Source organism: Burkholderia lata (genome assembly GCF_000012945.1).
Lineage (GTDB): Bacteria > Pseudomonadota > Gammaproteobacteria > Burkholderiales > Burkholderiaceae > Burkholderia > Burkholderia lata.
On sequence record NC_007510.1, the window covers coordinates 3,159,358 to 3,171,831 of the forward strand.

Annotated in this window: 11 protein-coding genes; 9 read left to right on the forward strand and 2 right to left on the reverse strand. The window is 68.6% G+C overall.

Going from position 1 to position 12,474, the window contains the following annotated elements; all coding sequences use genetic code 11:
• Positions 1–49 precede the first annotated feature (49 nt).
• From BCEP18194_RS41700 to lnt, 3 genes are all read left to right on the forward strand, one after another.
• Entirely contained in the window at positions 50–199 is a 150-nt protein-coding gene (locus BCEP18194_RS41700; protein WP_167316021.1) for a hypothetical protein, read from the forward strand.
• A gap of 304 nt (positions 200–503) precedes the next feature.
• The gene (locus BCEP18194_RS20310) at positions 504–1,391 is read left to right on the forward strand and encodes an HlyC/CorC family transporter (protein WP_011353131.1); all 888 of its coding nucleotides are present in this window, start codon (positions 504–506) and stop codon (positions 1,389–1,391) included.
• A 52-nt stretch (positions 1,392–1,443) separates the two neighbouring features.
• On the forward strand, positions 1,444–3,132 hold the full coding sequence (lnt, locus tag BCEP18194_RS20315; RefSeq protein ID WP_011353132.1) for an apolipoprotein N-acyltransferase: 1,689 nt from the start codon (positions 1,444–1,446) through the stop codon (positions 3,130–3,132).
• An 88-nt stretch (positions 3,133–3,220) separates the two neighbouring features.
• Here the strand turns inward: lnt and BCEP18194_RS20320 are convergent, their stop codons facing one another.
• On the reverse strand, positions 3,221–4,876 hold the full coding sequence (locus tag BCEP18194_RS20320; protein WP_041492952.1) for a hypothetical protein: 1,656 nt from the start codon (positions 4,874–4,876) through the stop codon (positions 3,221–3,223).
• 321 nt (positions 4,877–5,197) lie between these two features.
• Between BCEP18194_RS20320 and glyQ the strand changes: the two genes are divergently transcribed.
• The 5 genes from glyQ to BCEP18194_RS20345 are packed head-to-tail and all read left to right on the forward strand — an operon-like array spanning position 5,198 to position 10,640.
• Positions 5,198–6,202 carry a glycine--tRNA ligase subunit alpha gene (gene glyQ / locus BCEP18194_RS20325; RefSeq protein ID WP_006477868.1) on the forward strand — a complete coding sequence of 335 codons (1,005 nt, stop codon included), beginning with the start codon at positions 5,198–5,200 and terminating at the stop codon, positions 6,200–6,202.
• Positions 6,203–6,224: 22 nt separating this feature from the next.
• On the forward strand, positions 6,225–8,324 hold the full coding sequence (gene glyS / locus BCEP18194_RS20330; RefSeq protein WP_011353134.1) for a glycine--tRNA ligase subunit beta: 2,100 nt from the start codon (positions 6,225–6,227) through the stop codon (positions 8,322–8,324).
• A 10-nt stretch (positions 8,325–8,334) separates the two neighbouring features.
• Complete coding sequence (gmhB, locus tag BCEP18194_RS20335; RefSeq protein ID WP_011353135.1) at positions 8,335–8,898, forward strand: D-glycero-beta-D-manno-heptose 1,7-bisphosphate 7-phosphatase; 564 nt, start codon at positions 8,335–8,337, stop codon at positions 8,896–8,898.
• A 43-nt stretch (positions 8,899–8,941) separates the two neighbouring features.
• Positions 8,942–9,706 (forward strand): lysophospholipid acyltransferase family protein, encoded by a 765-nt coding sequence (locus tag BCEP18194_RS20340; RefSeq protein WP_011353136.1) that lies wholly within the window; start codon positions 8,942–8,944, stop codon positions 9,704–9,706.
• A 46-nt stretch (positions 9,707–9,752) separates the two neighbouring features.
• Positions 9,753–10,640, forward strand: a complete 888-nt coding sequence (locus BCEP18194_RS20345; RefSeq protein WP_041492953.1) for a M48 family metallopeptidase — start codon at positions 9,753–9,755, stop codon at positions 10,638–10,640.
• 106 nt (positions 10,641–10,746) lie between these two features.
• Here the strand turns inward: BCEP18194_RS20345 and gloA are convergent, their stop codons facing one another.
• Positions 10,747–11,136 carry a lactoylglutathione lyase gene (gloA, locus tag BCEP18194_RS20350; protein ID WP_011353138.1) on the reverse strand — a complete coding sequence of 130 codons (390 nt, stop codon included), beginning with the start codon at positions 11,134–11,136 and terminating at the stop codon, positions 10,747–10,749.
• A 383-nt stretch (positions 11,137–11,519) separates the two neighbouring features.
• On the opposite strand from gloA, the gene BCEP18194_RS20355 reads away from it, so the two are divergent.
• Entirely contained in the window at positions 11,520–12,455 is a 936-nt protein-coding gene (locus tag BCEP18194_RS20355) for a DMT family transporter (RefSeq protein ID WP_011353139.1), read from the forward strand.
• Positions 12,456–12,474: the final 19 nt, after the last annotated feature.

Consider the following 12,474-nt stretch of genomic DNA (forward strand, 5'->3'; position numbering starts at 1 on the left):
CCGCCACGCGCAGCAGCGCCGCGTGCGCATTCGAACGAGGGCAATTCCGATGAACCCGTCACGCTGGTCGCGTTGCAAGCTTGCCGCGCTGATCGTCGCCGCGAGCGTCGCGCTGTCCGGCTGCGGAATACTGGGCTGCGGCGGCGCCGCGACCAACGGCGCAGCTGCCGGCGGCTGCTCGGCCGGCATGCGGTTCTGATCCCGGCGCGGCGAAGCCCGCGTGCGACAGAATGCCGCCGCAAGCCGCCCCGGCCGGACGTTTCCCGCGTCACGGCGCCCCGCCCCTTCCGCACCCGTTTTTTGCCGCCGCTGCCCCGCCGCTCTTTTCTGAGATAGGATGGAACCGAGGACGATGTCGCGCCCGGCGCGCCCGTCCGCGAGCAGGGCCCGCGCGAGCTGCCCACCCTGGCCGTGCGGCCGGTGTGACACGGTCGCGTCGTGGCCTTGGTGTATCCTTGCCTACTCCGTGACAGCGCGCTCCGGCATGACCCGGGCGCACCACCATGAACGATTCGTATCCCAGTCGTAAGCCAACCGACAAACCGCAAGAAAAGCGCTCGCTGCTCGAGCGCCTGACCGACTTCATCTCGCCCGAGCCCGAATCCCGCGGCGAGCTGCTGGAAATCCTCCAGGACGCCCACGAGCGCAACCTGATCGACGCCGATTCGCTGTCGATGATCGAAGGCGTGTTCCAGGTATCCGACCTGTGCGCCCGCGACATCATGGTGCCGCGCGCGCAGATGGACGCGATCAACATCGCCGACAAGCCTGAAGATTTCATCCCGTTCGTCCTCGAGAAGGCGCACTCGCGCTACCCCGTGTACGAGGAGAACCGCGACAACGTCATCGGCGTGCTGCTCGCGAAGGATCTGCTGCGTTTCTATGCCGAAGAGGAATTCGACGTGCGCGGGATGCTGCGCCCGGCCGTGTTCATTCCCGAATCGAAGCGCCTGAACGTGCTGCTGCACGACTTCCGCGTGAACCGCAACCACCTCGCGATCGTCGTCGACGAATACGGCGGCGTCGCGGGCCTGATCACGATCGAGGACGTGCTCGAACAGATCGTCGGCGACATCGAGGACGAATACGACTTCGACGAGGAAGCCGGCAACATCATCTCGGGGCCCGATGGCCGCTACCGCGTGCGTGCGCTCACCGAGATCGAACAGTTCAACGAGACGTTCGGCACCGATTTCCCCGACGACGAAGTCGACACGATCGGCGGGCTGATCACGCATCATTTCGGCCGCGTCCCGCATCGCGGCGAGAAGCTGCAGCTCGGCAACCTCGTGTTCGAGATCCAGCGCGGCGATGCACGCCAGGTCCACGTACTGCTGGTGCGCCGCAATCCGCTCGCCAGCCGTCGCGCCGAAGCCTCGCACGAGGACTGACCGTCGCGCGCCAGCCGCGCGTTCCACAACCGCTCGCCCACTTTCGCTTCACATGGACGATCCGATCCTGTCCCGCCCGGCTGGCGGCCTTCTCGCGCCGACACCCGGCCGCGCGCTGCCGCGCTGGCACTACCCGGCCGCGCTGCTCGCCGGCGCAGCCAATACGCTCAGCTTCGCACCGACGCCGCATGGCGGCTGGCTGCAACTCGTCGTATTCGTCTGGTTTTTCGCGCAGCTCACGCGCACCGCAAGCTGGCGCAGCGCCGCGCTCACCGGTGGCGCGTTCGGCTTCGGCAACTTCATCACCGGCATCTGGTGGCTCTACATCAGCATGCACGTGTACGGCGAGATGGCCGCGCCGCTCGCGGGCGGCGCGCTCGTGCTGTTCTCGCTGTACCTGTCGCTCTACCCGGCGTTCTCCGCCGGGCTGTGGTCGTTCTGCGCGGGCCATGCGTGGCATCGCCGCACGCCCGACCCGCGGCCGTTCTCGCCGACCTGGCACGGCGCATTCGCGTTCGCGAGCGCATGGGCGCTCGGCGAATGGCTGCGCGGCACCCTGTTCACCGGCTTCCCGTGGCTCGCCAGCGGCTATCCACAGGTCGACGGCCCGTTCGCGGGCTTCGCGGCGGTCGCCGGCGTGTACGGGATCGCGTGGGTGCTCGCGCTATTCGCCGCGCTGGTCGTGCAGGCGCTTGCCGCCGCCCGGCCGTCGCCGCTTGCCGAGCCCCGTGCCGGCAATGCGCGCGTGCGCATCGTCGCGCCGGCCGGCATCGCGGTCGCGCTGATCGCGGCCGGTCTCGGCCTGTCGCAAGTCACCTGGACCGTGCCCGCGAACAAGCCGCTCACCGTGCGGCTGCTGCAGGGCAACGTGAAGCAGGACATCAAGTTCGAGGAAGCGGGCATCGACGCGGCGATCAAGATGTACACGCAGATGATCATCGAGAAGCCGGCCGACCTGATCGTCACGCCGGAAACCGCGATCGCGGTGATGATCCAGGAGCTGCCCGAGCCGTTCGCCGTCGCCATCCGCAAGTTCAGCGACACGACGGGCTCGGCCGTGCTGTTCGGCGCGGTCGGCGCATCGGTGACCGAGGACGGCCACTACGTCGACTACACGAACAGCCTGTACGGCGTGACGCCGAATTCGCGCGACATCTATCACTACGACAAGCACCATCTCGTGCCCTTCGGCGAATTCATCCCGTGGGGCTTCCGGTGGTTCGTCGACCTGATGAAGATGCCGCTCGGCGACTTCGCGCGCGGCGCGCCCGTGCAGAAGCCGTTCCTCGTGCACAACCAGCCCGTGATGGCCGACATCTGCTACGAGGACTTGTTCGGCGAGGAAATCGCCGCGACGATCCGCGACAATCCGCAGCCGCCGGGCGTGCTCGTCAACGTGACGAACCTCGCGTGGTTCGGCGACACGATCGCGCTCGACCAGCACCTGCAGATCGCGCGGATGCGCTCGCTCGAGACGGGCCGGCCGATGCTGCGCTCGACCAACACGGGGATGACGGCCGCGATCGATGCGCACGGCCGCGTGCTTGGGCAACTGAAGCCGTTCACGATCGGCTCGCTCGACGTGCGGATCGAAGGCACCAGCGGCTTCACGCCCTACGTGACGAGCGGCAACAACATCGTGCTCGCGGTGTCGCTCGTGCTGCTCGCGTTCGGCTTCACGTTCGGCCCCGGGCTGCGCCGGCGCAACGGCAAGAAGAACGGCGACGACCAGCCGGAATGACGCAACGGCCGGCCGCTGCGCAGTGCGTGGCGGCCGCCGCCAAATCCAGCATGCGGCAGCGGCCCGTGGCCGTGAACCGGCCGGCGGCTCAGGCCTGCCGGGCCGACTCCGTCGATTGAGCCGGCTGCGCGGCCAGGCGCCGCAGGTCGCGGCTCACGTCCTCCATCACCGGCGCCCACGCGCCGAACACCGGTTGCCGGTACAGCGTCGCGGTCGGATACCACGGGCTGTCGTTGCGTTCGAGCAGCCACGGCCAGTGCGGATTCACGTCGAGCAGCACCCAGGTGCGCGCGCCCAGCGCGCCCGCCAGGTGCGCGACCGACGTGCAGACGGTGATCACCAGATCCAGCGCGCCGATGAACGCGGCCGTGTCGTCGAAGCTCGTCAGCTCCGCCGTGACATCCTCGATCGCGAAGCCCGCCGCGCGCGCCGCCGCGACATCCGCGTCCGCGCCCGGCTGCAGCGAATAAAACGCGACGCCGTCGATCCCGCGGAATGCGTCGGCATAGCGCTCGAGCCCGACACGCCGGAACGGATTGCGCTGGTGCCCCGCGCTGCCGGTCCACACGAGCCCGACCTTCAGCCGGCGGTCGCCCGCGAGCCGCGCGCGCCACGCGTCGCGCGCGGACGGATCGGCCCGCAGGTACGGCACTGACGACGCGAGCGTCGACGCCTCCATGCCGAGCATCAGCGGCAGGCCGATCAGCGGTACTTCGTAATCGAAGGCCGGCAGCTGGTCGACGCCGCCGCCCGCGCTGAACGCATCCGCATGCGCGCCGAGGCTGCGCTGCATCAGCGTGCCCACCAGCGGGAACGTATTCCAGATGAGCCGGCCGCCCTCGCGATGCACGCGCTCGGCGAGCGGTGCGACGAAGCGGCAGAACTGCAGCACGTCGCCGAGCCCCTGCTCGCCCCACACGAGCAGCGTCTTGCCGGCGAGCGGCTCGCCCTGCCAGCGCGGGCCTGGCAGCACCGGCCGGCGGCCGCGCAACTCGCCCGCGCCGTCCCAGCGCGCCTCGTGGCCGCGCCAGCCGGCGGCGGAGTTGCCGCGCACGAGCTGGATGATCGCCAGGTTGAAACGGAACGACGCGTCGCCAGGCGCCAGCTCGCATGCGCGCACCGCGTAGTGCTCGGCGTCGCCCCAGCGCTGCGCCTCCTTCATCGCCAGCGCGACGTTGTTCATCGCGAGCGCGTTGTCGGGCGCGAGCTCGATGAGCCGAGCGGCGCACGCGAGCGCGGCGTCCAGGTCGTGCGTCGCGATCCGCGCGACGACGAGGTTGATCCACGCCTGCACGTCGCGTGGATCGACGCGCACCGCCGCTTCGAGCAGCGCGATCTCCTCCGCGCGGTCGCTGCCCGACAGCCGCAGCGCAATCGCGAGGTTGTTGCGCAGCGACGGCCGGTCGGCATCGAGCGCCAGCGCCGCGCGATACGGCGCCACGGCGTCCGCGTGCCGGCCCGCCATCTGCAGCGCGTAACCGTGATTGAAGTACGCGGTCGCGCCCGGCTGCACGCGCGCCGTGCATTCGGCGAGCGCGATCGCATCGGCCGCACGCTGCCGCGAAACGAGCGTGCCGGTGAGTTGCGCGAGCGCATCGGCGTCGACCGCATGCAGGTGCGCGGCGGCGGCGAGCCACAGATCGTGCGCGGCGTGCTCGCCGCGCGCCTGCGCATCGGCGGCCTGCCCGAGCAGCGCGAGGAACGGCGGAAGCAGCGGAATGAGGATATCGGTCGGATCGTCCATGCAGTCGGAATCGGCTAGCGGTGGGCGCGGCACGCGTCGCGCGCACCGCAATACGCGCATCTTAACGCCCGCGCGAAGCCACGCGGCACGCGCGCCGCGACAGGCCGCACACGGTCGCCCGCCGCATGCCGGCCACGCCCGCGCAGGCCGCAAGAACGGGGCCGACGGTGCGCCCGCCCGCGTTCCGGCCGCATCCGCTCGCCGATCCGGTAAAATTACGCGTTTCAGCACACTAACAAGCCGCGCCGCCGCGCGAGCCGACCCTCCGGGCCCGCCCGGAGCGCCGCCCGCAACGGAGCGCCAGCGCCACGAAGGCTCTTCATGCTTACGTTTCAGCAAATCATCCTGACGCTGCAGTCCTACTGGGACAAGCAGGGTTGCGCCCTGCTCCAGCCCATCGACATGGAAGTCGGCGCAGGCACGTCGCACGTCCACACGTTCCTGCGCGCGGTCGGCCCCGAGCCGTGGCGCGCCGCGTACGTGCAGCCGTCGCGCCGCCCGAAGGACGGCCGTTACGGCGAGAACCCGAACCGCCTGCAGCACTACTACCAGTACCAGGTCGTGCTCAAGCCGGCGCCGGAAAACATCCTCGACCTGTACCTCGGCTCGCTCGAGGCGCTCGGCTTCGACCTGAAGCAGAACGACGTGCGTTTCGTCGAGGACGACTGGGAAAACCCGACGCTCGGCGCGTGGGGCCTCGGCTGGGAAGTGTGGCTGAACGGGATGGAAGTCACGCAGTTCACGTATTTCCAGGAAGTCGGCGGCCTCGAATGCAAGCCGGTGCTCGGCGAGATCACGTACGGCCTCGAGCGCCTCGCGATGTACCTGCAGAAGGTCGAGAACGTGTACGACCTCGTGTGGACCGAGTGGGAAGAGCAAGGCCCGAACGGCCCCGAGCTGCGCCGCCTGTCGTACGGCGACGTCTACCACCAGAACGAGGTCGAGCAGTCGACCTACAACTTCGAGCATGCGAACGTCGACCTGCTGTTCACGTTCTTCAACAGCTACGAAGCGGAAGCGAAGAAGATGATCGACGCGCAGCTCGCGCTGCCCGCGTACGAGCTCGTGCTGAAGGCCGGCCACACGTTCAACCTGCTCGACGCACGCGGCGCGATCTCGGTCACCGAGCGCGCGGCGTACATCGGCCGCATCCGCGCGCTGTCGCGTCTCGTCGCACAGGCTTACTACGACTCGCGCGAGAAGCTCGGCTTCCCGATGCTCGGCAACCCGCCGGGCGTGCCGGGCCTCACCACCGACGCCCAGGACGCCGCACAGCCGGCGTGGGCGCCGCCGCTCAAGGTCGAACGCAAGATCGATCAGGACTGACGAGACGAGATTCATTCCAATCATGACGCACAATCATCCCGCCCCCCTGCTCGTCGAACTGCTGACCGAAGAGCTGCCGCCGAAGGCCCTCGCGCGCCTCGGCGACGCATTCGCCGAAGGTCTTGCGCAACGCCTCGCGGCGCGCGACCTCGTCGAAGGCGAACTCGTGTTCGAACGCTACGCCACGCCGCGCCGCCTTGCCGTCGTCGTGCAGAACGTACGCGCCGTCGCCCCTGAAAAGCAGGTCCGCGAAAAGGTCCTGCCCGTGTCGGTCGCGCTCGACGCCGAAGGCAAGCCGACCGCCCCGCTCGCGAAGAAGCTCGCGGCGCTCGGCCACCCGAACCTGTCGATCGCCGATCTCGAGCGCGCGCAGGACGGCAAGGCCGAAGCGTTCTTCATCAACTATTCGGCAGCCGGCGCGACGCTCGCCGACGGCCTGCAGGCCGCGCTCGACGAAACGCTCGCGAAGCTGCCGATCCCGAAGTTCATGACCTACCAGCGCCCGGACGGCTCCGACGTGAAGTTCGTGCGCCCGGTGCATCGCCTGACGGTGCTGCATGACGATCGCATCGTGCCCGTCACCGCGTTCGGCATCGACGCCGGCGACACGACGCTCGGCCACCGCTTCCTGTCCGACGGCCTCGTCGCGATCCAGCATGCGCGCGCGTACGCCGACACGCTGCGCGACAAGGGCCACGTGATCGCGCACTTCGTCGATCGCCGCGAAACGATCCGCACGCAGCTGAACGAGCACGCGAACGGCGATACCGTCGTGATGCCCGAGTCGCTGCTCGACGAAGTGACGTCGCTGGTCGAATGGCCGGTCGTCTACCCGTGCCGCTTCGAGGACGAGTTCCTGCAGGTCCCGCAGGAATGCCTGATCCTCACGATGCAGACGAACCAGAAGTATTTCGCGCTGACCGACGTCGCCGGCAAGCTGCGTTCGCGCTTCCTGATCGTGTCGAACATCGAGACGAAGACGCCGGGCGAGATCATCGAAGGCAACGAGCGCGTCGTGCGCCCGCGCCTCGCCGATGCGAAGTTCTTCTTCGAGCAGGACAAGAAGAAGCCGCTCGCCGACCGCGTGCCGCAGCTCGCGAACGTCGTGTATCACAACAAGCTCGGTTCGGCGCTCGCACGCGTCGAGCGCCTCGAAGCACTGGCCGGCGAGATCGCGCCCGTGATCGGCGCCGACGCCACGCTCGCGAAGCGCGCCGCGCGTCTCGCGAAGGCCGACCTGCTGACCGACATGGTCGGCGAGTTCCCGGAACTGCAGGGCACGATGGGCACGTACTACGCGCGCCACGACGGCGAAGCCGACGACGTCGCGCTCGCGTGCGCCGAGCACTACCAGCCGCGCTTCTCCGGCGACGCACTGCCGACCACGCCCGTGTCGACCGCCGTCGCGCTCGCCGACAAGCTCGAGACGATCGTCGGCATCTGGGGCATCGGCCTCGCGCCGACCGGCGAGAAGGATCCGTTCGCGCTGCGCCGCCACGCGCTCGGCGTGCTGCGCCTGCTGCTCGAGAAGCAGCTGCCGCTCGATCTCAAGTCGCTGCTGCGTACGGCCCATGCACGCTTCGAAGGCGTGCCGGGCGTGGCCGAATCGACCGATGCGATCCTCGCGTTCTTCATGGATCGCCTGCGCGGCCTGCTGCGCGAGCGCGGCTATTCGGCCGGTGAAATCGACGCGGTGCTGAGCCTGAACCCGACGCGCGTCGACGATCTCGTCGCACGCCTCGACGCGGTGCGCGAATTCACGCGCCTTGCGGAAGCCGAAGCGCTCGCGGCCGCGAACAAGCGGATCTCGAACATCCTGAAGAAGTCGGAAGGCGGCGCGAGCGGCACGGTGCAGCCGACGCTGCTCGTCGAGGCAGCCGAGAAGGCGCTGCACGAACAGCTCGCGGCCGTCACGCCGCACGTGCAGTCGCAACTCGAGGCGCGCGCGTACACGGGCGCGCTGTCGGCGCTCGCCGCGCTGCGCGCACCGGTCGACACGTTCTTCAACGACGTGATGGTCAACGCGGAAGATCCGGCACTGCGCGCGAACCGTCTCGCGCTGCTGTCCGCGCTGCACCAGCAGATGAACTGCGTCGCCGACATCTCGAAGCTCGCCGCATAAGGGCCGCACGATGCCGACCAGCCCCAACCGAAAGCTCGTCGTCCTCGACCGGGACGGCGTGATCAACGTCGATTCGGATGCGTTCATCAAGACGCCCGACGAATGGATCGCGCTGCCCGGCGCCCTCGAGGCGATCGCCCGGCTCAACCACGCGGGGTATCGCGTGGTCGTCGCGACCAACCAGTCCGGCATCGGTCGCGGGCTGTTCGACATGGCCACGCTCAACGAGATGCATCTGAAGATGCATCGCGCGGCGGCCGCGGTCGGCGCACGTATCGACGCGGTGTTCTTCTGCCCGCACACGGCAGAGGATCACTGCGACTGCCGCAAGCCGAAACCCGGCATGATGCAGATGATCACCGAGCGCTTCGAGATCGATCCCGGTCACACGCCGGTCGTCGGCGATTCGCTGCGCGACCTGCAGGCCGGCGTCGCGGTCGGCTTCCAGCCGCACCTCGTGCTCACCGGCAAGGGCAAGAAGACGCTCGCCGCCGGCAACCTGCCGCCCGGCACGAAGGTTCACGACGACCTGCGCGCGTTCGCGCTCGATTTCCTTTCACACGAACACGAGTGATGCAGCCGCCGCGCGCATCCTCCCTAACGCCTGACTTACGCCGATGCGCTTCGTCCGTTCCCTGCTGCTGCTGATCTACTTCATCCTGTACACGGTGCCGTACGCCACCGCGTGCTTCATCGCCTTTCCGTTCATGCGCTCCGACGCGCGTTACTGGATGGCCGCCGGCTGGTGCAAGTCGACGCTGTGGGTCGTGCGCTGGCTGAACGGCATCCGCTACCGGATCGAAGGGTACGAGAACCTGCCCGACGGCCCGGCGGTGCTGCTGTCGAAGCACCAGTCCGCGTGGGAGACGCTCGCGTTTCCGGCGCTGATGCCGAGGCCGCTTTGCTACGTGTTCAAGCGCGAGTTGCTGTACGTGCCGTTCTTCGGCTGGGCGCTCGGGATGCTGCACATGGTTAACATCAACCGCAAGGAAGGCAAGAACGCGTTCACTTCCGTGATCCGCCAGGGCAAGAAGCGCCTGTCGGAAGGCGCATGGATGATCATGTTCCCGGAAGGCACGCGCACGCCGGTCGGCAAGCAGGGCAAGTACAAGACGGGCGGCGCGCGTTTCGCGATCGAAACCGGCGCACCCGTCGTGCCGATCGCGCACAATGCAGGTCGGGTGTGGCCGCGCAACTCGTTCACGAAATTCCCGGGCGTCGTCACCGTGTCGATCGGCAAGCCGATCCCCAGCGAAGGGTTGACGCCCGATGCATTGAACTCGCAGGTCGAAGCATGGATCGAAGCGGAAATGCGCCGGATCGATCCCGATTCGTATCGCCAGGCGGGTAATGCCGGCACGCGCGATGCCGCGCGTGTCTGACGCCCCCAGGTTGCAGCCGTTGCGTACGACAAAAAGAAGCGAACTGATGAAACAGCGTCCGCGGCCACGGCCTGCCGTCGTGGCCCTCGATCATCGCCAGATGGACCTGCCGCTCTTCGACGGGCCGGCCGCCGCACCGTCGGCGCCTGCCACGCCGCCGGCGCCGCCCGAAGCAGCGCCCGCCGCGCCCCTCGATCCGGGCCCGGCGCCCGACCGCTCGCGCGTGCGGACGTTCGCACTCGACAGCCGCGTACTCGAATACCGCCTGAAGCGCTCCGCGCGCCGTACGATCGGCTTCACGATCGACGGCAGCGGGCTGTCGATCACCGCGCCGCGCTGGGTCACGCTCGCCGACATCGAAGCCGCGATCTCCGAGAAACAGCGCTGGATCTTCGCGAAGCTCGCCGAATGGAAAACCCGCACCGAGCAGCGCGCGCTGCCGCAGATCGACTGGCGCGACGGGGCGCAGCTCCCGTATCTCGGCAAGACGGTGACGATCGCGCTCGGCGCGGGCGCCGTCGCGTTCGACGCCGATGCGCTGCGGCTCTCGCTGCCGCTGCCCGTGCAGGCCGACATGCAGCAGATCAAGGATCGCGTGCAGGGCTGGCTGCAGGGCGAAGCCAAGCGGATCTTCGGTGAACGCCTCGTGGTCTACGCGGAGAAACTCGGCGTCACGTATTCGATGTACGCGCTGTCGTCGGCCGCGACGCGCTGGGGCAGTTGCTCGAGCGACGGCAAGATCCGCCTGAACTGGCGGCTGATCCATTTCCCGATGTCGATCATCGACTACGTCGTCGCGCACGAGCTGTCGCACCTGCGCGAGATGAACCACAGCCCGGCCTTCTGGCAGACCGTCGAATCGATCTTCCCCGAGTTCCGCGAAGCGCGGCACACGCTCAAGCATCACCCGCCCGAGCTGCTGCCGTCGCTTTGACGCGCATGGCGTCGCCGCCACGAAAAAGGGCGATGCGGGTCACCTCGCATCGCCCTTTTTGCTGCTGCGGCGTACATCGCATGCCGCAGCCCGGTTCATCCGGCGCTCAGTGCGCCTTCTTCTGGATGAACTCGATCTTGTAGCCGTCCGGATCCTCGACGAACGCGATCACGGTCGTGCCGTGCTTCATCGGGCCCGCTTCGCGCGTGACCTTGCCGCCTTGCGCCTTGATCTTGTCGCAGGCCGCGTAAGCGTCGTCGACTTCCAGCGCGAGGTGGCCGAAGCCGTTGCCGAGATCGTAGGCCGGCGTATCCCAGTTGTGGGTCAGCTCGATCACGGTGTTGTCGCTTTCATCGCCGTAGCCGACGAATGCGAGCGTGAACTTGCCTTCCGGATAGTCGTCGCGGCGCAGCACCTTCATGCCGAGCAACTCGGTGTAGAACTTGATCGAGCGGTCGAGATCGCCGACTCGCAGCATCGTATGCAGCAATCGCATGGGTTGTACTCCTGTGGGGACTTTCCAGAACCGGGAACTCTACCAGAGTCGGGTGAACTTCGCCGGGGGCGCCTGGCTGGGGGCGCTTGGCCGCGACGGCCAGCCAGGGGCCTCTAAACCGGAGCGCGGCCGATACGGCCCATCGGCGCCAACCCGCGCGCGCTACGGCGGAAAACGGCACGATCCAGCTCGCCCGGCTATCCCGCCGATCGGGTAACATCCTTCCACCTCGCACCAAAAGCGGGCATGCGATCCACAGCCCGAACGCGACCACCCTTCCCCCAAGACAGCCACACTGCCGTGCGAAACCGCCGATTCGAGCGCGCCGGATGCGCCGCCCTCCCGATCCCGCAGCCGTCGTACCGAACCGGCGAGGTCCGGCAATGACCACGCTCGCCGCCGCCCCCGTGCGCCGCGCGCTCGACACGCGCGCCGTCGGCCTGATGCTGCTGCTGTGCGCGATCTGGGGCTTCCAGCAGGTCGCGATCAAGAGCACCAACGCCGCGATCGCGCCGATGTTCCAGGCCGGGCTGCGCTCGGTGATCGCGGCGGTGCTGCTATGGGGCTGGGCGCGCTCGCGCGGTACGCCGCTGTTCCAGGCGGACGGCACGTTCGGCGCGGGTCTCGCGGCCGGTGCATTGTTCGCCGGCGAATTCATCTGCGTGTTCTTCGGGCTGACGCTGACGAGTGCGTCACACATGGCGATCTTCCTGTACACGGCGCCGTGCTTCACCGCGCTCGGCCTGCACCTGTTCGCACCGGGCGAACGGCTGCAGCGCACGCAGTGGGCCGGCGTCGGCCTGGCATTCGCCGGCATCGCGCTCGCATTCGCGGACGGCTTCCTGAAACCGCGCGCACCCGGCGCATCGGTACTGGCCGGGCTCGCCGGCGACGCGCTCGGGATCCTCGGCGGCGCGATGTGGGCTGCGACGACGGTCGTCGTGCGCTCGACGGCGCTTGCGCGGGCGAGCGCGAGCAAGACGCTGTTCTACCAGCTCGCGGTATCGGCGGTCGTACTGGTCGCGCTTGCCGCACTGTTCGGCCAGGTGTCGTTCGCGCACGTCACGCCGGTCGCGGTGGCGAGCCTCGCGTACCAGTCGGTGATCGTCGCGTTCGTCAGCTACCTGTCGTGGTTCTGGCTGCTGACGCGCTACAGCGCGTCGCGGCTGTCCGTCTTCACGTTCCTGTCGCCGCTGTTCGGCGTTGCGTTCGGCGTGCTGCTGCTCGGCGAATCGGTCGGCTGGCGCTTCATGTCCGCGGCTGCGCTCGTGCTGACCGGCATCGCGCTCGTCAACGCGCCGACACGCCGGCGGGCATGACGACCCCGCGCAACACGCG